This is a genomic window from Streptomyces sp. NPDC058464 (assembly GCF_042721035.1).
Classification (GTDB): Bacteria; Actinomycetota; Actinomycetes; order Streptomycetales; family Streptomycetaceae; genus Streptomyces.
In genome coordinates, this window is the sequence record NZ_JBHXMA010000011.1 from 116,343 (window position 1) to 140,239 (window position 23,897).

General features: G+C 71.0%; 24 protein-coding genes and 1 riboswitch. Of the genes, 23 read left to right on the plus strand and 1 reads right to left on the minus strand.

The window, feature by feature from the left end:
• The first annotated feature begins 129 nt into the window (after window positions 1–129).
• From rplS to ACFWPQ_RS17185, 12 genes are all read left to right on the plus strand, one after another.
• A complete protein-coding gene (gene rplS / locus ACFWPQ_RS17130; protein WP_351932042.1) occupies window positions 130–480 on the plus strand; it encodes a 50S ribosomal protein L19 in 351 nt (116 codons plus the stop codon).
• A gap of 83 nt (window positions 481–563) precedes the next feature.
• Window positions 564–1,259, plus strand: a complete 696-nt coding sequence (gene lepB, locus ACFWPQ_RS17135; RefSeq protein WP_361289609.1) for a signal peptidase I — start codon at window positions 564–566, stop codon at window positions 1,257–1,259.
• Complete coding sequence (gene lepB / locus ACFWPQ_RS17140) at window positions 1,252–2,394, plus strand: signal peptidase I (protein WP_384034628.1); 1,143 nt, start codon at window positions 1,252–1,254, stop codon at window positions 2,392–2,394. The genes lepB (ACFWPQ_RS17135) and lepB (ACFWPQ_RS17140) overlap by 8 nt, the downstream gene beginning before the upstream one ends.
• The gene (gene lepB, locus ACFWPQ_RS17145; protein WP_384034631.1) at window positions 2,369–3,256 is read left to right on the plus strand and encodes a signal peptidase I; all 888 of its coding nucleotides are present in this window, start codon (window positions 2,369–2,371) and stop codon (window positions 3,254–3,256) included. The genes lepB (ACFWPQ_RS17140) and lepB (ACFWPQ_RS17145) overlap by 26 nt, the downstream gene beginning before the upstream one ends.
• 115 nt (window positions 3,257–3,371) lie before the next feature.
• The gene (lepB, locus tag ACFWPQ_RS17150) at window positions 3,372–4,157 is read left to right on the plus strand and encodes a signal peptidase I (protein ID WP_384034634.1); all 786 of its coding nucleotides are present in this window, start codon (window positions 3,372–3,374) and stop codon (window positions 4,155–4,157) included.
• Window positions 4,147–4,662, plus strand: a complete 516-nt coding sequence (locus ACFWPQ_RS17155; protein WP_384034637.1) for an NUDIX hydrolase — start codon at window positions 4,147–4,149, stop codon at window positions 4,660–4,662. Before lepB (ACFWPQ_RS17150) ends, ACFWPQ_RS17155 begins: the two co-directional genes overlap by 11 nt.
• A 56-nt stretch (window positions 4,663–4,718) precedes the next feature.
• Entirely contained in the window at window positions 4,719–5,027 is a 309-nt protein-coding gene (locus ACFWPQ_RS17160; RefSeq protein WP_008745401.1) for a DUF2469 domain-containing protein, read from the plus strand.
• A 106-nt stretch (window positions 5,028–5,133) separates the two neighbouring features.
• Complete coding sequence (locus ACFWPQ_RS17165; RefSeq protein WP_384034640.1) at window positions 5,134–5,580, plus strand: YraN family protein; 447 nt, start codon at window positions 5,134–5,136, stop codon at window positions 5,578–5,580.
• Between the two features lies 1 nt (window position 5,581).
• Window positions 5,582–7,192, plus strand: a complete 1,611-nt coding sequence (locus ACFWPQ_RS17170; protein ID WP_384034643.1) for a YifB family Mg chelatase-like AAA ATPase — start codon at window positions 5,582–5,584, stop codon at window positions 7,190–7,192.
• Window positions 7,189–8,334 (plus strand): DNA-processing protein DprA, encoded by a 1,146-nt coding sequence (gene dprA / locus ACFWPQ_RS17175; RefSeq protein WP_384034645.1) that lies wholly within the window; start codon window positions 7,189–7,191, stop codon window positions 8,332–8,334. The genes ACFWPQ_RS17170 and dprA overlap by 4 nt, the downstream gene beginning before the upstream one ends.
• Window positions 8,335–8,656: 322 nt before the next feature.
• Window positions 8,657–9,499, plus strand: a complete 843-nt coding sequence (whiG, locus tag ACFWPQ_RS17180; RefSeq protein WP_384034647.1) for an RNA polymerase sigma factor WhiG — start codon at window positions 8,657–8,659, stop codon at window positions 9,497–9,499.
• Window positions 9,500–9,627: 128 nt separating this feature from the next.
• Window positions 9,628–10,185 carry a TetR/AcrR family transcriptional regulator gene (locus tag ACFWPQ_RS17185; RefSeq protein WP_384034949.1) on the plus strand — a complete coding sequence of 186 codons (558 nt, stop codon included), beginning with the start codon at window positions 9,628–9,630 and terminating at the stop codon, window positions 10,183–10,185.
• A gap of 197 nt (window positions 10,186–10,382) precedes the next feature.
• Here the strand turns inward: ACFWPQ_RS17185 and ACFWPQ_RS17190 are convergent, their stop codons facing one another.
• Window positions 10,383–10,970, minus strand: coding sequence for a murein hydrolase activator EnvC family protein (locus ACFWPQ_RS17190; RefSeq protein ID WP_384034650.1), 588 nt, complete (start codon window positions 10,968–10,970; stop codon window positions 10,383–10,385).
• Window positions 10,971–11,250: 280 nt separating this feature from the next.
• Here ACFWPQ_RS17190 and rpsB point away from each other — a divergent pair, with 280 nt between their 5' ends.
• The 11 genes from rpsB (at window position 11,251) to ACFWPQ_RS17245 (ending at window position 23,890) form a co-directional block, all read left to right on the plus strand.
• Window positions 11,251–12,213, plus strand: a complete 963-nt coding sequence (gene rpsB / locus ACFWPQ_RS17195) for a 30S ribosomal protein S2 (RefSeq protein WP_089098489.1) — start codon at window positions 11,251–11,253, stop codon at window positions 12,211–12,213.
• A gap of 190 nt (window positions 12,214–12,403) precedes the next feature.
• Window positions 12,404–13,240 (plus strand): translation elongation factor Ts, encoded by an 837-nt coding sequence (gene tsf / locus ACFWPQ_RS17200; protein WP_361289578.1) that lies wholly within the window; start codon window positions 12,404–12,406, stop codon window positions 13,238–13,240.
• Window positions 13,241–13,454: 214 nt separating this feature from the next.
• Window positions 13,455–14,213: a UMP kinase gene (gene pyrH / locus ACFWPQ_RS17205; RefSeq protein WP_384034654.1), complete on the plus strand. Its 759-nt coding sequence runs from the start codon at window positions 13,455–13,457 to the stop codon at window positions 14,211–14,213.
• Between the two features lie 146 nt (window positions 14,214–14,359).
• The gene (frr, locus tag ACFWPQ_RS17210) at window positions 14,360–14,917 is read left to right on the plus strand and encodes a ribosome recycling factor (protein WP_089098486.1); all 558 of its coding nucleotides are present in this window, start codon (window positions 14,360–14,362) and stop codon (window positions 14,915–14,917) included.
• Window positions 14,918–15,237: 320 nt separating this feature from the next.
• Window positions 15,238–16,257 carry a phosphatidate cytidylyltransferase gene (locus tag ACFWPQ_RS17215; protein ID WP_384034657.1) on the plus strand — a complete coding sequence of 340 codons (1,020 nt, stop codon included), beginning with the start codon at window positions 15,238–15,240 and terminating at the stop codon, window positions 16,255–16,257.
• A gap of 377 nt (window positions 16,258–16,634) precedes the next feature.
• Window positions 16,635–17,879, plus strand: a complete 1,245-nt coding sequence (locus tag ACFWPQ_RS17220; protein WP_361289572.1) for a cytochrome P450 — start codon at window positions 16,635–16,637, stop codon at window positions 17,877–17,879.
• A 37-nt stretch (window positions 17,880–17,916) separates the two neighbouring features.
• Complete coding sequence (locus ACFWPQ_RS17225) at window positions 17,917–18,705, plus strand: VOC family protein (protein ID WP_384034661.1); 789 nt, start codon at window positions 17,917–17,919, stop codon at window positions 18,703–18,705.
• Between the two features lie 68 nt (window positions 18,706–18,773).
• Window positions 18,774–19,880 (plus strand): 23S rRNA (adenine(2503)-C(2))-methyltransferase RlmN, encoded by a 1,107-nt coding sequence (gene rlmN, locus ACFWPQ_RS17230; RefSeq protein ID WP_361289566.1) that lies wholly within the window; start codon window positions 18,774–18,776, stop codon window positions 19,878–19,880.
• Window positions 19,881–19,923: 43 nt separating this feature from the next.
• Window positions 19,924–20,031: riboswitch (TPP riboswitch) on the plus strand.
• A 72-nt stretch (window positions 20,032–20,103) separates the two neighbouring features.
• Window positions 20,104–21,222, plus strand: coding sequence for a thiamine ABC transporter substrate binding subunit (locus ACFWPQ_RS17235; protein ID WP_384034664.1), 1,119 nt, complete (start codon window positions 20,104–20,106; stop codon window positions 21,220–21,222).
• 44 nt (window positions 21,223–21,266) lie between these two features.
• Window positions 21,267–22,865, plus strand: a complete 1,599-nt coding sequence (locus ACFWPQ_RS17240) for an ABC transporter permease (protein WP_384034952.1) — start codon at window positions 21,267–21,269, stop codon at window positions 22,863–22,865.
• Complete coding sequence (locus tag ACFWPQ_RS17245; RefSeq protein WP_384034667.1) at window positions 22,865–23,890, plus strand: ABC transporter ATP-binding protein; 1,026 nt, start codon at window positions 22,865–22,867, stop codon at window positions 23,888–23,890. The genes ACFWPQ_RS17240 and ACFWPQ_RS17245 overlap by 1 nt, the downstream gene beginning before the upstream one ends.
• Window positions 23,891–23,897 lie beyond the last annotated feature (7 nt).

Sequence of the window (23,897 nt, forward strand, 5' to 3'; positions counted from 1 at the left end):
TTGTGCGTCCGTCCGGCGTGCGCCCCTGCCGCAGGGGGACACGACGCCCGCCCCGACCCGCACGGCAGTCCTCATGGCACACCTAGTTTCCGCTGATGACCTGTGGCATCCGCGAGGAAAGCAGACGAAATGTCTCACCTGCTCGACACCGTCGACTCCGCGTCGCTGCGCAGCGACGTCCCGGCCTTCCGCCCGGGTGACACCGTCAACGTCCACGTCCGCGTCATCGAGGGCAACCGCTCCCGTGTGCAGCAGTTCAAGGGCGTTGTGATCCGCCGCCAGGGCAGCGGTGTCCGCGAGACCTTCACGGTCCGCAAGGTCTCCTTCTCCGTCGGCGTCGAGCGCACCTTCCCGGTGCACACCCCGATCGTCGAGAAGATCGAGCTCGTCACCCGCGGTGACGTGCGTCGCGCCAAGCTGTACTACCTGCGTGAGCTGCGTGGTAAGGCCGCGAAGATCAAGGAGAAGCGCGACAACTGATGTCGCGTGCCGGCACCCGGAAGCCGTAGGCGGACGAGCCGGTAAGAAGGAGTCACATCAGGGCCGGATAGCATCTGGCCCCGATGGACACCGAAGCACAGCAGACGGAGCGCGACCGCTCCTCCCGCCCCGAACCAGAGGCCGCGGAGGACCGGTCGCGTTTCGCGTTGGTGGCGCGGGTCACCGACTGGCTGCCGGGTGGCTGGATCACCCTCACCCTCTTCGCCTGCCTGGCGTTTTTGCTCGTCCTCAACACTTTCGTGGCGCAACCATTCCAGATTCCCAGCGGATCCATGGAACAGGGATTGAGGATCGGGGACCGCGTTCTCGTAAATAAGTTGGCGTACCGTTTCGGTGCCGGGCCGCGCCGGGGAGATGTCGTGGTGTTCGACGGCTCCGGATACTTCGGGGACGCCGACTACATCAAACGCGTCGTCGGTGTGGGAGGAGACCATGTGGTCTGCTGCGACAAGAAGGGGAGGATCGAAGTGAACGGCCGGTCGGTCGACGAGACCGCGATCCTCTATCCCGGGGACACCCCCTCCACCGTGCCCTTCAACGTCGACGTCCCCGACGGCACGCTCTTCGTGCTCGGCGACCACCGCGGCGACTCCAGCGACTCCCGCGACCACCTCGGCTCGCCCGGCGGCGGCATGATCCCCGTCGGCAGGGTCATCGGCCGGGCCGACTGGATCGTCTGGCCGTACGCCCACTGGACCCGCCTCACCCGTCCCGCCGCCTACGCGCGCGTGCCGTCGGCCGGAGCGTCCCATGGGTAACCGGGGCAAGCCGCGCGGCGTCCCGGTCGACGCGGCCGCCAACCTGCTGCCCACCGGGGCCCGGCGCACCTCCGGCTCGTCCGGCGGCCGTTCCCGCGCGGAGCGGCGCAAGCTGCAGCGCAAGGTCAAGCGCAAGCGCCGGCGCGGAGCGGTACGGGAGATACCGCTGCTGGTCGGCGTGGCCGTCCTGATAGCGCTCGTGCTGAAGACGTTCCTCGTCCAGGCCTTCGTGATCCCGTCGGGCTCCATGGAGCAGACGATCCGGATCGGGGACCGCGTCCTGGTCGACAAGTTCACCCCGTGGTTCGGGTGGAAGCCGCACCGCGGGGACGTCGTCGTCTTCCACGACCCGGGCGGCTGGCTGGCGGACGAGCAGACCACCCAGGCGAACGACCCGATCGTGGTCAAGCAGGTCAAGGAAGGGCTCACCTTCATCGGCCTGCTGCCCTCCGCCAACGAGAAGGACCTCATCAAACGGGTCATCGGCGTCGGCGGCGACCGCGTCAAGTGCTGTGACGCACAGGGCCGCGTGACCGTCAACGGCGTACCGCTGACCGAGGGCGACTACCTGTACCCAGGGAACGCCCCCTCCACCCAGGAGTTCGACATCACCGTGCCGGAGGGACGGCTGTGGGTGATGGGCGACCACCGGGGCAACTCGGCCGACTCCAGGGCGCACCAGGACACCGACTACGGCGGCACGGTCGCCGTCACCTCGGTGGTGGGCCGGGCCATGATGATCGGCTGGCCCGTCGGCCACTGGACCAAGCTCGACGAACCTAAAACCTTCGCAAGCGTTTCTGACTCCGGGTCGGGGTCGACCGCGGCCCCCCAGCTGTCGCATAGGGTTGCCTCCGACGATCCGAACGGATACATCCAACTCCCGAGCCCTGCGGAACTCCCGCTCGTTATGGGAGTGGTGGGCCTGCGCCGGGGATGGCGCGGGCGGCGGCACGGAGTAAGGAGTTGGCGTGGGGGATGTGGCGGTTGGCGCGCGGTCGGGCCACGACGGCGAGGAGCACAGCGGGCGCCCTGTGGAGAATGTCCCCCCCGCAGACGGAGCCTCGACCTCCGGGAACGGTACCGGGCCCGGCGGGGACGGCACCCCGATGGACGGTCCGCACTCCGGCGGTGACGGCGGGGGTACCGACGGGGACCCGGGCGAATCGGCGGCGCCCGCACCGAAGAAGCCACGCTCCTTCTGGAAGGAGCTGCCGATCCTGGTCGTCATCGCGCTGGTACTGGCGCTGCTGATCAAGACGTTCCTGGTGCAGGCGTTCTCGATCCCGTCGGACTCGATGCAGAACACCCTCCAGCAGGGTGACCGCGTCCTGGTCGACAAGCTCACCCCGTGGTTCGGCTCCGAGCCGGAGCGCGGCGAGGTCGTCGTGTTCCACGACCCGGACGACTGGCTGGCGGGCGAGCCCACCGCCCAGCCGAACGCGATCCAGACCTTCCTCAGCTGGATCGGTCTGATGCCGTCCGCCGAGGAGCGGGACCTGATCAAGCGGGTCGTCGGTGTCGGCGGCGACACCGTGTCCTGCAAGGGCAGCGGCCCGCTCATGGTCAACGGCCACCCGCTGAACGAGCCTTATGTGTACCCGGGCAACACCCCGTGCAGCGTCGACGACCAGGGCGGCCAGTTCACGGTGAAGGTGCCCAAGGGCTACATCTGGGTGATGGGCGACCACCGCCAGAACTCCCGCGACTCGCGCTACAACCAGTCCGACAAGCACCACGGCATGGTCCCGGTGAAGGACGTCGTCGGCCGCGCCATCGTCAAGGCCTGGCCGATCAACCGCTGGGGCACGCTGCCGGTCCCGAGCACCTTCGACCAGAGCGGCATCAACACGCAGTCGTCCGCCGCTGCCTCCCTCGCGGTGGCACCGCAGGGCGTGGCCGTCGCCGCCGTCCTGCCCGTCGTGGTGTGGCGCCGCCGCCGGGGCGACCGCATCGAGCGGAAGTTCGACCAGCGAGCGGCCGCCGGCAAGCGCTGACCGCCTCCCGCACGCCTCTCCTGACCGACCCATGTGAAGCCCTTGGGGAGCTTGTGACCAGGGCCGCCGAAGAAGGGCTGCCCCTGCCCGGTACCGCCGGGTAGGGTGCGGCCTCATGGGCGACAGCACGATACGTACGGCCCCGCGCAGCGGCGGAGCCACCAGCACGAGTGCGGCACAGGCCGGCAGCAGGCTCGGACAGCGGTTGTCCGGGATCGCCGTCGCGCTGGGCATCGTGCTGTTCCTCGGAGGATTCGGCTGGGGAGCGGTGGTCTACCGGCCGTACACCGTGCCCACCACCTCGATGACGCCGACGATCGACGCCGGGGACCGGGTCCTCGGCCAGCGCATCGACGGCAGTGAGGTGCGCCGGGGCGACGTCGTCGTCTTCAAGGACAAGAGCTGGGTCACCAACGCGGACGTCGTCAAGCGCGTGGTCGCGGTCGGCGGGGACACGGTCGCCTGCTGCACCGACGGCAAGCTGACCGTCAACGGCAAGCAGATCGACGAGCCGTATCTGCCGTCGGGCAGTGCGGCCGAGCTCCAGGGCTTCCCGACCGTCACCGTCCCGAAGGGCCGGCTCTTCCTTCTCGGCGACGAGCGACAGGGCTCCCTGGACTCCACCGCCCACCTCACGGACGCGGCGCAGGGCACGGTCGCGCGCAGCGCCGTCACCGCCCGGGTGGACTCCGTGATCTGGCCGATGAAGGGCCTGCTCAAGCGCCCGACCGGCTTCGAGACCCTGGGCGCCCTCTCCCAGCCGGGTCCGCTGCGCGTCATCGAGTTCATGATCGTGGCAGGTGGTGTGCTGGTCCTCGCGGGCGGCGCCTACGGCCCGGTCGCGAGCCTGCTGGGCCGCTTCCGCACCCGTGCCCGTACGGAGCCCGCCGGTGCCCGCTGAGGCGCTGGAGGAGGTGTCGGAGGACGGCCTGCGCAAGGTGGCCCGGGTGGTCCTGCTCGACCCCGAGGACCGCATCCTGCTCCTGCACGGCCACGAGCCCGACGATCCGGCCGACGACTGGTGGTTCACACCCGGCGGCGGACTGGAGGGCGAGGAGACCCGTGAGCAGGCCGCGCTGCGGGAACTCGCGGAGGAGACCGGCATCACGGACGTCGAGCTCGGCCCGGTGCTGTGGCGGCGGACGTGCTCCTTCCCGTTCGCCGGCCGCCGCTGGGACCAGGACGAGTGGTACTACCTGGCCCGTACGACGCAGACGGCCATCGATGTCACGGGCCTGACGGAGCTGGAGCGGCGCAGTGTGGCCGGAGCACGTTGGTGGACGTGCCGGGAACTGACCCGGTCACATGAGACGGTGTATCCGACCAGACTCGCCGAGCTGTTCCGTAGGCTGCTCGACGAAGGTCCCCCCGCCGGGCCCGTCACCCTTGACACGGAAATCGTCTAGGGGCGCGCGGGACTGGCGCACAATGGTGGGATCGCACGGCTGAAGGGGAACATGCCATGAGCGCCGAGGACCTCGAAAAGTACGAGACCGAGATGGAGCTGAAGCTCTACCGGGAGTACCGCGATGTCGTCGGTCTGTTCAAATACGTGATCGAGACCGAGCGGCGCTTCTACCTCACCAACGACTACGAGATGCAGGTGCACTCGGTCCAGGGTGAGGTGTTCTTCGAGGTGTCCATGGCGGACGCCTGGGTCTGGGACATGTACCGGCCGGCCCGTTTCGTGAAGCAGGTCCGTGTCCTCACGTTCAAGGACGTGAATATCGAGGAGCTGAACAAGACCGACCTGGAGCTTCCGGGCGGCTGAGGTGTCTCATGTGGGTGACGAAGTTGTCCACAACCGCTGAGTAACTCACCAAGATCAACTTCTTGGCGGGGGATGCGTGACCGTTGGCGCCGGAGGTGGTGCCGACATGAACACGAATCAGGCACGCACGGATCAGGCACGCACGAATCAGACGCGCACGAATCAGACGCGTACGCATCGGGCACGCACGAATCAGGCACGCAGTGCACTCGGCAGGTACGGCGAGACGCTGGCCGCACGACGGCTGACCGAGGCCGGTCTGACGGTCCTGGAGCGCAACTGGCGCTGCGGCAGGACGGGCGAGATCGACATCGTGGCGCGGGACGGGGACGTCCTGGTCGTCTGCGAGGTCAAGACCCGGCGGGCGGGTGTCTTCGAGCACCCCATGGCCGCGGTCTCCCCGGAGAAGGCGCAGCGCCTGCGGGGCCTCGCCGAGCACTGGATCCACGCACACGGAGGGGCACCGCCGGGCGGCGTCCGCATCGACGTGGTCGGCGTGCTCCTGCCGCAGCGCGGGGCGCCCGTGGTCGAGCACGCCCGGGGGGTGGCGTGAGATGGGGTTCGCGCGTACCTGCTCGGTGGCGCTGGTGGGCGTCGAGGGAGTGGTGGTCGAGGTCCAGGCCGACCTGGAGCCCGGGGTGGCGGCCTTCACCCTGGTGGGGCTGCCGGACAAGAGCCTGACGGAGAGCCGGGACCGGGTCCGGGCCGCGGTGGTGAACTCGGGCGCCTCCTGGCCCTCGAAGAAGCTCACCGTCGGGCTGAGCCCGGCGTCCGTGCCGAAGAGCGGCAGCGGCTTCGACCTGGCGGTCGCCGCCGCCGTGCTCGGGGCGGCCGAGCGGATCGATCCCCGGGTGCTCGCCGAGATCGTGATGATCGGGGAACTGGGGCTGGACGGCCGGGTCCGGCCGGTCCGGGGCATCCTGCCCGCCGTGCTGGCCGCCGCCGACGCCGGGTACGAGCAGGTGGTGGTGCCGGAGAGCGCGGTGCCGGAGGCCTCGCTGGTGCCGGGGGTGTCCGTGCTGGGCGTCCGCAGTCTGCGCCAGCTGATCGCGGTCCTCACCGACGAACCGGTGCCCGACGAGGAGCCCGTCCCCGGCGAGATCCGCCCGGACCCGTTCCTGGCCGGGCTCGCCCTCCCCGGCATGGGACTCGGCACCGGCCTCGCCACCGGCGACCACGCACCCGACCTCGCGGACGTCGCCGGCCAGCACGTGGCCCGGGCCGCCCTGGAGGTGGCCGCGGCCGGACGCCATCACGTCTTCTTCAAGGGCCCGCCCGGCGCCGGCAAGACCATGCTCGCCGAGCGGCTGCCGGGGCTGCTGCCCGAGCTGGGCCGGCAGGAGTCCCTGGAGGTCACCGCCGTCCACTCGGTCGCCGGGATGCTGCCACCGGGCCACCCCCTGGTCGACCGGCCGCCCTACTGCTCCCCGCACCACTCGGCCACCATGGCCTCCCTGGTCGGCGGCGGAACCGGCCTGCCGCGCCCCGGGGCCGTGTCCCTGGCCCATAACGGCGTACTTTTCCTGGACGAGGCCGCCGAGTTCCACGCCAGCGTCCTGGACGCCCTGCGCCAGCCCCTGGAGTCGGGCCACGTCGTCATCGCCCGGGCCGCCGGGATACTGCGGATGCCCGCCAGGTTCCTCATGGTCCTGGCCGCCAACCCCTGCCCCTGCGGACGGCACGGCACCCCCGGCGACGTCTGCGAGTGCCGGCCCTCCTCGATCAAGCGGTACCGGGCCCGGCTCTCCGGCCCCCTGATGGACCGTGTGGACCTCCGGGTGACCGTCGAACCGGTCGCGCGGGAGGAGCTGCTGCGGCTGCACACCGGCGCCGAGCCCTCCGCCGCCGTGGCCGACCGGGTGCGCACGGCCCGGGAGCGGGCCGCCCACCGCTACGAAGGGCTGCCCTGGCGGACCAACAGCGAGGTCCCCGGCCACGAGCTCCGGACCCGCTGGCACGTCCGGCCGGGCGCGCTGCTGAAGGCCGAGCTGGACCTCGACCGGGGCCTGCTCACCGCCCGCGGCCTGGACCGGGTGCTCCGGGTCGCCTGGACCCTCGCCGACCTGGCGGGCCGCGACCGGCCCTCGGTCAACGACGTCAACCTGGCCCTGGAGCTGCGCACCGGCGTCCGGCGCGGCGCGGTCCTGGAAGGGATCGCCCCATGAGCGACGCCGAGCTGCTCGCCCGGGTCTTTCTGGCCCGGGTCGTCGAGCCCGGCGACGAGGCCGCCGGACGCTGGGTGCGGGAGCGGGGCGTGCACGAGGTGGCGGACCGGCTGCGCGGCGGCGGGCAGGCCCTGCCGGGCGTCGGCGCCAAGCGGTGGGCGGGGCTGCTGGCCCGGGCGGCGCAGGCCGATCCCCGGGCGGACCTCGCCGTGGCCCGGGCGGCGGGTGCGCGGTTCGTGTGTCCCGGCGACGCCGAGTGGCCCAGCCAGCTCGACGACCTCGGCGACGGCCGCCCGCTCGGCCTGTGGGTGCGCGGCCGGCCCAGTCTGCGGATGTGGGCGCTCCGGGCCGTCGCCGTCGTCGGGGCCCGCGCCTGCACCGAGTACGGCGCCCACATGGCGGCCGTCCTCGCCGCGGGGCTCGCCGAGCGCGGCTGGGTGGTGGTGTCCGGCGGCGCCTACGGAGTCGACGGCGCCGCCCACCGCGGAGCCCTCGGCGCCGGCGGGGCCACCGTCGCCGTGCTGGCCTGCGGGGTCGACCGGCCCTACCCCAGGGGCCACACCGAGTTGATCAACAGGATCGCCGAACAGGGGCTGGTGGTGGGGGAGTTGCCGCCCGGCGAGCACCCGACGCCGAGCAGGTTCGTGCTCCGCAACCGCGTCATCGCGGCCCTCACCACCGGCACCGTCGTCGTGGAGGCCGCCCACCGCAGCGGCTCGCTGGTCACCGCGCGGGCGGCACAGCGGCTCGGCCGGTTCACCATGGGCGTGCCCGGACCGGCCACCAGCGGCCTCTCGGCCGGGGTGCACGAGCTGCTCCGCGGAGAGGCCGTGCTGGTCACCGACGCCGCGGAGGTCGTCGAACTCGTGGGCGACATGGGCGAGCTGGCCCCGGCCAGACGCGGCCCCGTCCTCCCGCGTGACCTGCTGGAACCCGCGGCCCGGCAGATCCTGGCCGCCCTGCCCGGGAACCGGCCGGCCTCACCCGAAGAGGTGGCACGCGGCGCGCAGACGTCCGAGGACGAGGCCGTCGCCAGGCTGTACGAACTCCGAGCACTTGGTTACGTCGAACGACACGGCGACGGCTGGAAGTTGACACGCCAGGCGATGATCTCGGTCCGGGCCGGTCGGAGCCGGTGCTGACCGAGCGTGTTCGGCCGTCCGGGGGAACCCCCGACGCCCTTGGGAATTCCCGGAGTTGACGCTTCCGGCCGATCACACAGAGCGACGCGCCGAGCGCGGTGGGGCGCGCCGTGCAGGGGGTTCGCGCAGGGGTGGAGCCTCGCTGTTCGCGCACCGCGACTCCTCAGTCACGCTACGCTCACGAAAGGCCTGGCGCAGAACGCGCCAACCGGCATGAGAACGACACCCCGCCCAACCATCGCTTTCACTCCACGCTCACCGCAGTTCACGGCACATCACGGCACTTCCTGGCACTTCACGGCAGAACGGCACAAGGCGACGAATGCCCCAGCACACCTCCGGGTCCGACCGGGCGGCGATCCCCCCAGCCGCCCGTGACGGTGGCAGCGTGCGGCCGCCCGCTCCCTCGACGCTCGACGAGCTGTGGCGGTCGTACAAGGCGACGGGGGACGACCGGCTGCGGGAACAGCTGATCCTGCACTACTCGCCGCTGGTCAAGTACGTGGCCGGGCGGGTGAGCGTGGGTCTGCCGCCCAACGTGGAGCAGGCCGACTTCGTCTCCTCCGGGGTGTTCGGGCTCATCGACGCGATCGAGAAGTTCGACGTCGACCGCGAGATCAAGTTCGAGACGTACGCGATCACCCGGATCCGGGGCGCGATGATCGACGAGCTGCGGGCGCTGGACTGGATCCCGCGCTCGGTCCGGCAGAAGGCACGGAACGTGGAGCGGGCCTACGCCACGCTGGAGGCGCGGTTGCGGCGCACTCCCTCGGAGGGCGAGGTGGCCGCCGAGCTCGGTATCGAGGTGGAGGAACTCCACGCCGTCTTCAGTCAGCTGTCGCTGGCCAACGTGGTGGCGCTGGAGGAGCTGCTGCACGTCGGGGGTGAGGGCGGCGACGGGCTGACCATGATGGACACGCTGGAGGACACCGCCGCGGACAACCCCGTGGAGGTGGCCGAGGACCGGGAGCTGCGGCGGTTCCTGGCGCGGGCGATCAACACGCTGCCGGAGCGCGAGAAGACCGTGGTGACCCTCTACTACTACGAGGGGCTCACGCTCGCCGAGATCGGGAACGTGCTCGGGGTCACCGAGAGCCGGGTGAGTCAGATCCACACCAAGTCGGTGCTGCAGCTGCGGGCGAAGCTGGCGAGTTTCGGCCGTTGAGGGCGGTTCCGGCGGAGGTTTTCGGCCGTCGGCCGCGGCCGGGCGGGCCGTGTCCTGGTCGTGCTGCCTCCCGTCGGGCCCGGCGCGTCCGTAGAGTGGTCGACGTGCCAAGGATTCGAGCGGCCTCCGTGGCCGAGCACCGGTCGATGCAGCGAGCCGCCCTGCTGGACGCGGCGCGGTCCCTCCTGTCCGAGGGAGGGACGGAGGCACTGACGTTCCCCGCGCTCGCCGAGCGCACGGGGCTCGCGCGGTCGTCCGTCTACGAGTACTTCCGTTCCCGGGCCGCCGTGGTCGAGGAGCTGTGCGAGGCCGACTTCCCCGTGTGGGCCGCGGAGGTCGAGGCGGCGATGGAGCGGGCGGCTTCCGCCGAGGGCAAGGTCGAGGCGTATGTGCGGCAGCAGCTGGCCCTGGTCGGGGACCGGCGGCACCGCGCGGTGGTCGCGATCTCGGCGAGCGAACTGGACGCGGGGGCGCGGGAGAAGATCCGGGCCGCGCACGGCGGGCTGGTCGCGATGATCGTGGAGGCGCTGGGGGAGCTGGGGCACGGGCAGCCGCGGCTCGCGGCGATGCTGGTGCAGGGGGTTGTGGATGCCGCGGTCCGGCGGATCGAGCTGGGGGCGGCGGAGGACCCGGTGGTGATCACGGACGCGGCCGTGGCGATGGCGCTGCGGGGTGTGCGGGGCTGAGCGGGGGCTGAGGCCGGGGGGTGGGGACGCTTACCGGCGCTGGCAGGGTGCCTCCCCCAGCCTTCGGCCGGGGGGACCCCAGCGCCCACCCGTGCCGCCCTGCGGCTATGCAGCTGACGTGACTGCAGCGCCCCATAGGGGCGCGGGGAACTGCGCGAGCAACCCCCACGTACCCGCAGTCGCGCAACCTTCCGCAGTCACCCCCTTGGCAGCGGAACCCCCAGCACCGGCAACAGTCTCGACGGCCCCCGCTCCAGCAGCCACGGCGGCAACAGCAGCAACGGGTCCAGGTACACGTCCCCCCTGAGCAGCCCCCAGTGCACACACGAGCGAGCAGCGCAGTGCGCGCCCCCCGCTTCCACCGTGCCCACCACCTCCCCGGCCGCCACCACCTGCCCCTTCTGCACCGTCGCCGTCACCGGCTCGTACGTCGTGCGGAGATCCGTGCCCGTCAGCAGCACCGACACCACACCCCTCCCCGCCACCCGCCCCGCGTAGGAGACCCGGCCCGCCGCCACCGCCCGTACCGGCTCCCCGGCGGACGCCCCCACGTCGACCCCCCGGTGCCCGGGGCCGTACACCGTCGCCGGTGGTTCCCAGCCGCGCAGGACCGGGGGTCGTACCCCCACCGGCCAGGCACGGGCGATCGCCGGCACGGGCGGTTCGGCAGGGGGCGGCGGACCCTCCGCCCCGACCCAGGCCCGGGCCGCAGTCGCCCCCAGGATCAGCGGCAACGCCGTCGCCGCCCACGCCCATCGCATCGCGCTTCGCATCGCGCTTCGCATGACCAACATGGTCAAACCGTCCCGCGCCCCGGCCGATCATGGCCGGTACCTGTGGATTACTCCCGAGTTGTGGACAGCGGCGTCACCCGGTACCCCGTCGGTCCCGTACACTTCTGTTGGCGATCCGGGTCACCGGGTCGACTTCGCACGCCCCGACATCTGGCCATCACAAGCAGGTGTCAGCGCTTCTCGGTCCTTCGCGGCACAGCGCACCCGGGCGTCAGGCGCGGGAGCCGTCCGGCACTCGCGGCACAACCGAGAAATTCAAGGAGATACGGCCATGGCCGTCGTCACGATGCGGGAGCTGCTGGAGAGCGGCGTCCACTTCGGTCACCAGACCCGTCGCTGGAACCCGAAGATGAAGCGCTTCATCTTCACCGAGCGCAACGGCATCTACATCATCGACCTGCTCCAGTCGCTGTCGTACATCGACCGCGCCTACGAGTTCGTCAAGGAGACCGTCGCCCACGGCGGCACGGTCATGTTCGTCGGCACGAAGAAGCAGGCGCAGGAGGCCATCGCCGAGCAGGCCACCCGCGTCGGCATGCCCTTCGTCAACCAGCGCTGGCTGGGCGGCATGCTCACCAACTTCTCGACCGTCTACAAGCGTCTGCAGCGCCTCAAGGAGCTCGAGCAGATCGACTTCGAGGACGTCGCCGCGTCCGGTCTGACCAAGAAGGAGCTTCTCGTGCTGTCGCGCGAGAAGGCCAAGCTGGAGAAGACCCTCGGTGGTATCCGCGAGATGTCCAAGGTGCCCAGCGCCGTCTGGATCGTGGACACCAAGAAGGAGCACATCGCGGTCGGTGAGGCCCGGAAGCTCAACATCCCGGTCGTCGCGATCCTCGACACCAACTGCGACCCCGACGAGGTCGACTACAAGATCCCGGGCAACGACGACGCGATCCGCTCCGTCACCCTGCTCACCCGCGTGATCGCCGACGCGGTCGCCGAGGGCCTCATCTCCCGTTCCCGTGTCGCCACCGGTGACAAGGGCGAGAAGGCCGCCGGCGAGCCGCTCGCCGAGTGGGAGCGCGACCTGCTCGAGGGCGAGAAGAAGGCGGACGACGCCGAGGTCCAGACCTCCGCCGAGACCGAGAAGGTCGCCGACGCCGAGCAGGCCGAGGCTCCGGCCGCCGCCGAGGCCGCTGTCGAGGCCCCGGCTGCCGCCGAGGCCGTTGTCGAGGCTCCGGCCGCCGCCGAGGCCGTTGTCGAGGCTCCGGCCGCGGACGCCGAGCAGGCCTGACCTCTCTGCTGAAGCGTTGACGGTGGGGGCGGCGGCAGGAACTCCGCCCCCACCGTTCATCCGTAGGTCAGCCAACGGTCCGCGATCCACCCCTGCAGGTGGAATCCGCACATGGAATCCATGGAATTCATGTGGATCGCAGACGCGCAGATCTTCGATCTTCCAGACTTCGAGAAAGACTTACAGACTCATGGCGAACTACACCGCCGCTGACGTCAAGAAGCTCCGCGAGCTCTCCGGCGCCGGCATGATGGACTGCAAGAAGGCCCTGGACGAGGCCGAGGGCGACGTCGACAAGGCTGTCGAGGCGCTCCGCATCAAGGGCCAGAAGGGCGTCGCCAAGCGCGAGGGCCGCTCCGCCGAGAACGGCGCCGTGGTCTCGATCATCGCCGACGACAACTCCTCCGGCGTCCTCGTCGAGCTGAAGTGCGAGACGGACTTCGTCGCCAAGGGTGACCGGTTCCAGGCCGTCGCCAACACCATCGCCGAGCACGTCGCGAAGTCCGCTCCGGCCGACCTGGAGGCGCTGCTCGCCTCCGAGATCGAGCCCGGCAAGACCGTCCAGGCGTTCGTCGACGAGGCCAACGCCAACCTCGGCGAGAAGATCGTCCTGGACCGCTTCGCGCAGTACGCCGACGGTTACGTGACGGCCTACATGCACCGCACGATGCCCGACCTGCCGCCGCAGATCGGTGTCCTCGTCGAGCTGGACAAGCCGAACGCCGAGATCGCCAAGGGCGTCGCCCAGCACATCGCCGCCTTCGCGCCGAAGTACCTGGCCAAGGAGGACGTGCCGGCCGACGTCGTCGAGTCCGAGCGCCGCATCGCCGAGGAGACCACCCGCGCCGAGGGCAAGCCCGAGGCCGCGATCGCCAAGATCGTCGAGGGTCGTCTGAACGGCTTCTTCAAGGACGCCACGCTGCTCGGCCAGCCGTACGCGCTCGACAACAAGAAGTCGGTCCAGAAGGTTCTGGACGAGGCCGGTGTCACCCTGAAGCGCTTCACGCGCATCAAGGTCGGCATCTGAGTCCGTACCGCGATCGACGCGCGACCCACGGGGAAATCCCGATAGGGTCGGTCGACAGCAGTCGTCCGTACACACCGCCACACCCAGGGACGTGACGGACGGCGGCAGATCTGACGAGGAGGCCATTGCCGCGCATGGGCAGCGAAAAGCGACCCCACCGGCAATGGCCTTCTTCGTATGCGTATGTGCAACACGTGAAAGAGGCGGGATCTCCATGACCACCAAGGCCCAGAAGAGCGACGACGGCAAAGTACACGGCCGGTTTCTGCTGAAGCTGTCCGGAGAGGCCTTCTCCGGTGGCGGGGGCCTGGGCGTGGACCCGGACGTGGTGCACAAGATCGCCCGCGAGATCGCGGCCGTCGTCCGCGACGGCGCGCAGGTCGCCGTCGTCATCGGCGGCGGCAACTTCTTCCGCGGCGCCGAACTCCAGCAGCGCGGCATGGACCGGGCCCGCTCCGACTACATGGGCATGCTCGGCACCGTGATGAACTGCCTCGCCCTCCAGGACTTCCTGGAGAAGGAGGGCATCGACAGCCGGGTGCAGACCGCGATCACCATGGGACAGGTCGCCGAGCCCTACATCCCGCTGCGCGCCGTGCGCCACCTGGAGAAGGGCCGTGTGGTCATCTTCGGCGCCGGTATGGGCATGCCGTACTTCTCCACCGACACCACCGCCGCCCAGCGCGCCCTGGAGATCGACGCCGAGGCGCTGCTCATGGGCAAGAACGGCGTGGACGGGGTCTACGACTCCGACCCCAAGACCAACCCCGACGCCGTCAAGTTCGACTCCCTCGGCTACGGCGAGGTCATCACCCGCGAGCTCAAGGTCGCCGACGCCACCGCGATCACGCTCTGCCGTGACAACAAGCTGCCGATCCTGGTGTTCGAGCTGGTGACGGAGGGCAATATCGCGCGCGCCGTCAAGGGTGAGAAGATCGGCACGCTGGTGGGTGACCAGGGCAGCCGGGACTGACCGGCACCGCCTGACGCACCCTGACCGGGGGATGGACAATGTCCTGCCGGTCGGGAACCGTCAGGGAAAGAAGACGCGACGCAGCCGGCCGCCGCCCCGCAACGGAACCGCAGCCGGGCCTTACTCAAGACACGCAGGAGCAAGTGGTGATCGAAGAGACCCTCCTCGAAGCCGAGGAGAAGATGGAGAAGGCCGTCGTGGTCGCCAAGGAGGACTTCGCCGCGATCCGCACCGGCCGTGCGCACCCGGCGATGTTCAACAAGATCGTGGCCGACTACTACGGCGCGCCGACGCCGATCAACCAGCTGGCCTCGTTCTCCGTGCCGGAACCGCGCATGGCGGTCGTGACCCCGTTCGACAAGACGGCCCTGCGCAACATCGAGCAGGCGATCCGCGACTCGGACCTGGGCGTCAACCCGAGCAACGACGGCAACATCATCCGTGTGGTGTTCCCGGAGCTCACCGAGGAGCGCCGCCGCGACTACATCAAGGTCGCCAAGGGCAAGGCGGAGGACTCCAAGGTCTCCATCCGCTCCGTGCGCCGCAAGGCCAAGGACGCCATCGACAAGCTGATCAAGGACGGCGAGGTCGGCGAGGACGAGGGCCGCCGCGCCGAGAAGGAGCTCGACGACACCACCGCGAAGTACGTCGCGCAGGTGGACGAGCTCCTCAAGCACAAGGAAGCGGAGCTTCTCGAAGTCTGATGAACGACTCATCCTGGGGAGCCCCGCCGCACGCCGGGCCGCAGGCCGGGCAGGCGGGCTCACCCGCCGGGCAGGCCGGATCACCGGCCGGGTACTGGGGACCGAACGATCAGGGCACCGGCCAGGGCTACGACCACGGCCACGGGCCGGCCTCCGGCGAGGGGTACGGTGCTGGTCAGGGCTATGGTCCCGGCCAGGGGTACGGTCCTGGCCAGGGGTACGACCTCGGCCCTGGCCACGGCTATGACCAGGGGCATGTCCAGGGAGCCGTCCCGGCGGGTCCCGCATACGATGCGCAGAACGCGCCTCAGACTCGCCCCATGCCCATCGTGCCCGACGACGTACCCGCGTACGGCTCAGACCAGGACGACGATCGGGGGGCCGCTCGGCTGAGCGGCCCCTTGTTCCGAGACGAGACGTTCCGCAACGACACCCCGTCGGCGCAGCCTCTGCCTCACGCGGCGGCGCCGCAGAATCCGGAGCCCATGCCCGACGCCCCACAGCCGGCGCCCGTGCCGCAGAAGAAGAGCGCGGGACGCGACCTGGGTGCGGCCATAGGTGTCGGCGTCGGACTGGGCGTCGTGATCGTGGCGTCCCTGTTCGTCGTCAAGGCCGTCTTCGTCGGCGTCGTGGCGGTCGCGGTCGTGGTCGGCCTGTGGGAACTGACCAGCCGGCTCCAGGAGCGCAAGGGCATCAAGGCGCCCCTGGTCCCGTTGGCGCTCGGCGGCGCCGCGATGGTGGTGGCCGGCTACGCCCGGGGCGCGGAGGGTGCCTGGGTGGCCCTGGCGCTCACCGGTCTGGCCATCCTGGTCTGGCGGATGACGGAACCGCCGGAGGGCTATCTCAAGGATGTCACGGCGGGTCTCTTCGCGGCGTTCTACGTCCCGTTCCTGGCCACGTTCGTCGCGATGATGCTCACCGCCGACGACGGCCCCTTCCGGGTCATGACCTTCCTGCTCCTCACGGTGGTCAGCGACACCGGCGCCTACGCGGTCGGCTGGCGCTTCGGCACCCACAAGCTCGCTCCGCGCATCAGCCCCGGCAAGACCCGCGAGGGCCTGGTCGGCGCGGTGCTGTTCGCGATGGTCGCGGGCGCGCTGTGCATGCAGTTCCTGATCGACGACGGCACCTGGTGGCAGGGCCTGCTGCTCGGCCTCGCGGTCGCCGCCAGCGCCACGCTCGGCGACCTCGGCGAGTCCATGATCAAGCGGGACCTCGGCATCAAGGACATGGGCACGCTGCTCCCGGGCCACGGCGGCATCATGGACCGACTGGACTCGCTGCTGCCGACGGCGCCGGTGGTGTGGTTGTTGATGGTCTTGTTCGTCGGGAGTGGGTGACGGTGGGCCACGGCGCCACGCCGCGGTAGCGGCAAGTCGACACAGCATGGACCGACTGGACTCGCTGCTGCCGACGGCGCCGGTGGTGTGGTTGTTGATGGTGCTGTTCGTCGGCAGCGGCTGATCCGCTTCGCCGGCCGCGGCCGATCTCCTTCGTCGGCGGCGGCCGATCTACAGACACGTCGGCAGTGGCTGCCGTACAGCTGTCGTAGGCGAGCCCCCGTCCTTCACAGGGCGGGGGCTCGGCGGTATCTCGGCCCCGGATGACGCAGCAGAAATCGCATGGTCATGTCGGTCGGAGGCAAACTCCCTGTGAGGACGCTGTGTCTTCAGACGTGCAGGGAGTGCGCGTCTTCAGGCGTGCAGGGAGTGTGCCCATGCCCCTCGACCCGGCCCCGGCCTCCACCCCGTCCCCGACCCCGCCTCCTCCGCCGGTGCGGTTCTGGCCCGTCGACGATCTGCCCGCGCTCGACCCGGACCCGTTCCTGGACGAGTTGCTGCGCGACGAGCCGGTCACCCGGATCAGGCTCGCGCACGGCGAGGGGGACGCCTGGCTGGTCACCCGGTACGAGGACGTCCGCTTCGTCACCTCCGACCCGCGTTTCTCCCGGGAGGCGGTCGTCGGCCGCGACATCACCAGCATGCGCCCGGCTCCCGTGGCCTCCCAGACAGCGGGCCTCCAGTACATCGACCCGCCCCGGCACAACCGGCTGCGCCGGGTCGTCGCCCGGGCCTTCACCGGGCGGGCCATGCAGCGGCTGCGGCCGATGGCGGAGCGCCGGGCCGGTGAACTCCTCGACACGATGGAGGCCGCGGGCCCGCCGGCCGACCTCATGGAGCATCTGCACGGCCCCTTCCCGATCGCCGTGATCCGTGACTTCCTCGGCGTCGACGAGAAGGACTGGCACCGCTGGGCGGCCACCGGCGAGGCCCTGCTCTCCGCGGGCCCCGACGCCGAGGCGCGCGCCCGGGAGGCCGCCCGCACCACCCGGGCCCGGATCTCCGAGCTGCTGCAGAGCCGCCGCGAGGAGCCCCGCGAGGACCTCGCCGGGGTGCTGGCCCAGGCCACCGCGGACGGCGAGATCACCGGCGACGAGGCGATCTCCCTGGCCACCGCCATCCAGGTCAGCGGTGGTCACGCGGTCCGCAACAACAGCGGCTCGATGATGTACGCGCTGCTCACCCACCCCAAGCACCTGGACCGGCTGCGCCGTGAGCCGGAGCTGCTCCCCAAGGCCGTGGACGAGCTGTTCCGCTACGTCCCGCACCGCAACGGCGTCGGCATCCCGCGCGTCGCCGTCGAGGACGTCGAGGTCGGCGGCCAGCTGATCCGGGCCGGCGAGGTCGTCTACAACGCCTATGTCGCCGCCAACCGCGACCCCGCGGTCTTCACCGACCCCGACGACCTGGACTTCGACCGCACCAACGGCCCCCACCTGGCCTTCGGCCACGGTCCCCACCACTGCATGGCCGCGATCATGGCCCGCATGGAGGCCGAGACCATGATCGGCTCGGTCCTCGCCCGCTTCCCGGACATCCGCCTGGCGGTACCTCCCGAGGAGGTCGAGTTCCAGCGCCAGGGCCTGATCCGGGGACCGCGTACGCTGCCCGTGACCTGGTGAGCGAAGACGGCCGCGGACGGCCGAGGAGGACCCCGCCATGCTGACGACCCAGTACGTTCCCGGCGCCCCGAACTGGCTCGACGTGGGCACCCCCGACACTGGCGCGAGCGCCGCCTTCTACTCCGCCGTCTTCGGCTGGCAGCACCGGTCGGCCGGACCGGAGGCCGGCGGCTACGGCTTCTTCGAGCAGGACGGCAGGACGGTCGCCGGGATCGGCCCGCTCACCGAGGAGGGCGCGAGCGCGTCCTGGCGGGTGTACTTCCACACCCCGGACGCCGACGCCACCGCCAAGGCCGTGGAGCAGGCGGGCGGCAGCGTCCGGATCGCCCCGGCGGACGTCTTCGCCTTCGGGCGGGCGGCCGCCTTCGTCGACCCCACCGGCGCGGACTTCGCGGTCTGGCAGCCGGGCGAGACCAAGGGCCTGGACGTCGTCGCGGTCCCCGGCAGCCTCGCCAGAACGGAGCTGTACACCACCGACGCGAGCGCGGCGAAGGCCTTCTACGAGTCGGTCTTCTCCTGGCAGACCCGCGACGTGCCGATGGGCCCGGGGCTGACCTACACGATCCTCACCCCGGCCGGCGCCGGCCCGGCGGCGGCCCACGGCGGGCTGATGCAGCTGCCCCAGGCCAACCTCGACGCCGGATCGACCCCGGAATGGCACCCGTACTTCGAGGTGACCGACTGCGACGCCACGCTGGCCAGGGCCACCGAGGCCGGAGCCACCGTCCTCATCCCGGTCACCGAAGCCCCGGGCATCGGCCGCTTCGCCATGTTCCTCGACCCCCTCGGCGCCCTCCTCGCCATCATCACCACCGCCGGGCGCTGAGCCCCCGGCCCCCCGCCGAAACCCACGGTCGCGGGCCACCACAGTTGATCTGCGACACTGGTTGGGTTATGCCTAAGCCCGGAGAACTCACTTTCGTCGCGCCGCGCGGAGCCAAGAAGCCGCCGCGGCATCTCGCCGATCTCTCGCCCGCCGAGCGCAAGGACGCGGTGGCCGAGGTCGGGGAGAAGCCGTTTCGTGCCAAGCAGCTCTCGCAGCACTACTTCGCGCGGTACGCGCACGACCCCGAGCAGTGGACGGACATCCCGGCCGGCTCGCGGGACAAGCTGCGGGAGGCGCTGTTCCCCGAGCTGATGACCGTCGTGCGGCATCTGTCGACCGACGAGGGGACGACCCGCAAGACGCTGTGGAAGCTCTTCGACGGGACGCTCGTCGAGTCGGTGCTGATGCGCTACCCGGACCGGGTGACCATGTGCATCAGCTCGCAGGCCGGCTGCGGGATGAACTGCCCGTTCTGCGCGACCGGGCAGGCGGGGCTCGACCGGAACCTGTCCACCGCCGAGATCGTGCACCAGATCGTCGACGGGATGCGGGCGCTCCGGGACGGCGAGGTGCCCGGCGGGCCCGCGCGGCTGTCCAACATCGTCTTCATGGGGATGGGGGAGCCGCTCGCCAACTACAAGCGGGTGGTCGGCGCCATCCGGGCGCTCACCGATCCCGCGCCGGACGGACTGGGGCTCTCGCAGCGCGGGATCACCGTCTCGACCGTCGGACTCGTCCCGGCCATCCACCGGTTCGCCGACGAGGGCTTCAAGTGCCGGCTCGCGATCTCGCTGCACGCCCCCGACGACGAACTGCGCGACACCCTCGTCCCCGTGAACACGCGGTGGAAGGTGCGCGAGGTCCTCGACGCCGGGTTCGAGTACGTCGAGAAGAGCGGGCGGCGGCTCAGCATCGAGTACGCGCTCATCCGCGACATCAACGACCAGGCCTGGCGGGGGGACCGGCTGGGGCGCCTGCTCAAGGGCAAGCCCGTGCACGTCAACCTCATCCCGCTGAACCCGACGCCGGGTTCGAAGTGGACCGCGTCGCGGCCGGAGGACGAGAAGGCGTTCGTCGAGGCGATCGAGGCGCACGGGGTGCCGGTCACCGTCCGGGACACCCGGGGCCAGGAGATCGACGGGGCCTGTGGTCAGCTCGCGGCCACCGAGAGGTAACCGCCCTGGACACCGAGCGGTAGGATCTGGCCAACACATCTTCATAATCCGACAGGGGAGCGCCACAGCGCTGAGAGTGCGGCAACCGGGCCGCAGACCCTCTGAACCTCGCCCAGGTCATTCTGGGTAGGAAGTTCGGTCATCACTCAAGCTGTTGCGCCCTGCCCGCACACCGCGGGCAGGGCCGCGTCTCTTCCTGGTCAACTCCAGGAGGAATGAACCAGTGCACATCAGGCACACCAGAACCATCGTGGCCGCGGCGGTCGGGCTCGGGCTCGTGACGCTGTCCGCGTGCTCGTCGTCGGACAGCGGGTCCGACTCCGACTCCAAGACCGTCACCCTCGTCAGCCACGACTCGTGGGCCGTCTCCAAGAACGTGCTCCAGGACTTCGAGAAGCAGTCCGGCTACAAGGTCAGGGTCCTCAAGGACGGCGACGCCGGACAGGCCGTCAACAAGGCGATCCTGACCAAGGACAACCCGCAGGGCGACGTCTTCTTCGGCGTCGACAACACCCTGCTCTCCAGGGCCCTCGACAACGGTCTCTTCCAGCCGTACGAGGCGAAGGGGCTCGACACGGTCGGTACGGCGTACCAGCTCGACGCGGCCGAGCACCGGGTCACGCCCATCGACTACGGCGACATCTGCGTCAACTACGACAAGGCGTACTTCAGCAAGCACAAGCTGACCCCGCCGACGTCGTACGCCGACCTCGTCAAGCCCCAGTACAAGAACCTCCTCGTCACCGAGAACGCGTCCACCTCCTCGCCGGGGCTCGGCTTCCTGCTCGGGTCCGCGGCGCAGTACGGGGATGGGGGCACCTCCCGCTCGAGCGAAGCCGAGAGTGGGGGAGGCTGGCAGGGCTACTGGAAGCAGCTCAAGGCCAACGGCGTCAAGGTCGTCGACGGCTGGGAGCAGGCCTACAACGAGGAGTTCTCCGGCTCGGCCGGCGGGAAGAAGGCGGGCGGCGACCGGCCGCTCGTCGTGTCGTACGCTTCCTCGCCGCCCGCCGAGGTCATCTACGCCGATCCGAAGCCGAGCACCGCGCCCACCGGCGTCGCGACCGGCACCTGTTTCCGGCAGATCGAGTTCGCGGGACTGCTGAGCAACGCCGGGAACACCAAGGGCGGCAAGGCGCTCATCGACTTCCTGGTCTCCAGGGAGTTCCAGGAGGACATGCCGCTGAACATGTTCGTGTACCCGGTGGTGAAGGGCGCGAGCGTGCCCGCCGAGTTCACGGAGTACGGGCCCGCCGCCCAGGATCCCGAGACCATGGCGCCCGACAAGATCGCCGCCAACCGTGACCAGTGGGTCAAGACGTGGACGTCACTCGTACTGAAGTAGCCCCGCACAAGGGCCGTTCGGGGAGCGCGGCGCGGCTCGGGCTGATGGCCCTGCCCGTCGCGTTCTTCGCCGTCTTCTTCGCCTGGCCGGTCGCGGCGATCGTCACGCGCGGCCTGAAGGTCGACGGGGTCTGGCGGTTCGGCCGGATCGCCGACGTCCTCGGCCAGTCCGACATCCGGCACGTGCTCTGGTTCACCACCTGGCAGGCGCTCGCCTCCACCGCGCTCACCCTGCTGGCCGCGCTGCCCGCCGCCCATGTCTTCGCCCGCCTCGACTTCCCCGGCAAGCAGGTGCTGCGGGCGGTGGTGACGGTTCCCTTCGTGCTGCCGACGGTCGTGGTGGGGACCGCCTTCCTCGCGCTCGTCGGGCGGGGCGGGCTGCTGGACGAGTGGTGGGGGGTACGGCTCGACACCACTGTCTGGGCGATCCTGCTGGCGCACGTCTTCTTCAACTACGCGGTCGTCGTACGGACCGTGGGCGGGCTCTGGGCCCAGCTGGACCCCCGGCAGGAGGAGGCCGCCCGGATGCTCGGCGCCTCCCCGCTGGGCGCCTGGCGGAAGGTCACCCTGCCCGCGCTCGCGCCCGCCGTGGCCGCCGCCGCGCTGATGGTGTTCCTGTTCACCTTCACCTCCTTCGGCGTGGTGCAGATCCTCGGCGGGCCCACCTTCTCCACCCTCGAAGTGGAGATCTACCGGCAGACCTCCGAGATCTTCGACCTCTCCACGGCCGCCGTCCTGACGATCGTGCAGTTCGCCGCGGTCGGCGCGATCCTCGCCGTGCACGCGTGGACGGTACGGCGGCGGGAGAGCGCGCTGCGGCTGGTGGACCCGTCGGTGACGGCACGCCGGCCGCGCGGGGCCGGGCAGTGGGCGCTGCTCGCCGGGGTCCTGGCCACCATCGCCGTGCTGCTCGTGCTGCCGCTGGCCGTGCTGGTGCGGCGGTCGCTGGACGGGGGGTTCGGGTACTACCGGGCTCTGGGCGACTCGGACGGCGGGACCTTCCTGGTCGCGCCGATCGAGTCGGTGGTCAATTCCCTGGAGTACGCGGTCGCGGCCACCGCCATCGCGGTGGTGATCGGCGGACTCGCGGCCGCCGCGCTGGCCCGGCGGGACGCGGGGCGGCTGGTGCGGGGGTTCGACGCGCTGCTGATGCTGCCGCTCGGGGTGTCCGCGGTGACCGTCGGCTTCGGCTTCCTGATCGCGCTCGACAAGCCGCCGCTGGATCTGCGCCAGTCCTGGATCCTCGTCCCGCTCGCCCAGGCGCTGGTCGGCGTCCCGTTCGTCGTACGGACCATGCTGCCCGTGCTCCGGGCCGTGGACGAGCGGCTGCGGGAGGCGGCGGCCGTGCTCGGGGCCGCACCGTGGCGGGTGTGGCGGGAGGTCGACCTGCCGATGGTGCGGCGGGCGCTGCTGATCGCGGCGGGGTTCGGGTTCGCGGTGTCGCTGGGGGAGTTCGGCGCGACGGTGTTCATCGCGCGGCCGGACAACCCGACCCTGCCGGTCGCCGTGGCCCGGCTGCTGTCCCGCCCCGGTGATCTCAACTACGGCCAGGCGATGGCCCTTTCCACGATTCTGATGGTGGTGTGCGCGGTGGCGTTGCTGGTCCTGGAGCGGCTGCGGACCGACCGGACGGGGGAGTTCTGATGCTGCTGACTCTCGACGCGGCCACCGTGCGGTTCGGCGCGCGGGCCGTGCTGGACGCCGTCGATCTCGAAGTCGCCGAGCAGGAGGTGGTGTGCGTGCTCGGGCCGAGCGGAAGCGGCAAGTCGACGCTGCTGCGGGCGGTGGCCGGGCTGCAACCCATGGACTCCGGGCGGGTGTTGCTCGACGGGCACGACCAGGCCCGGGTGCCCGCGCATCGGCGGGGGGTCGGGCTGATGTTCCAGGACCACCAGCTGTTCCCGCAGCGGGACGTGGGCGGGAACGTGTCCTTCGGGCTCCGGATGCGCGGCGAGGGGAAAGCACAACAGGCCGAGCGGGTCGGTGAGTTGCTGGAGCTAGTGGGGCTGCCGGGTGCGGCCCGCCGGGCTGTCGCCGGGCTCTCCGGCGGGGAGCAGCAGCGGGTGGCGCTCGCCCGGGCGCTGGCGCCCCGGCCCCGGCTGCTGATGCTCGACGAACCCCTCGGGCAGCTCGACCGCTCGCTGCGGGAGCGGCTCGTGGTCGAACTCCGGGAGCTGTTCGGGCGGTTGGGTACCACCGTGCTCGCCGTCACGCACGACCAGGGCGAGGCGTTCGCGCTGGCCGACCGGGTGGTGGTGATGCGGGACGGGCGGATCGCCCAGTCCGGTACGCCCCTCGACGTCTGGCAGCGGCCCGCGGACGAGTTCGTGGCCCGCTTCCTCGGCTTCGACAACGTGGTCCCGGCGACCGTCGAGGGAACGGTCGCGGTGACGCCGTGGGGGAAGGTGCCGGTGCCCGAGGGCTCCGGGCAGGGGACGCGGACGCTGCTCGTACGGCCGGCCGGCGTACGGCTGGTCGGCGTCGACGCGGGGCTGTCCTGCACGGTGGCCGCCCGCACCTTCCAGGGCACCCATGTCACCGTCCACCTCCAGCCCCGGGACGGCGGCGCCCCCCGTCTGGCGGCGGCCTGCGCGCTGCGGGAGGCACCGGAGGCCGGGGACGCGGTGGGCGTCGAGTTCGACGCGGCGGAGACCGTCGTACTGGACTGACCGGGCG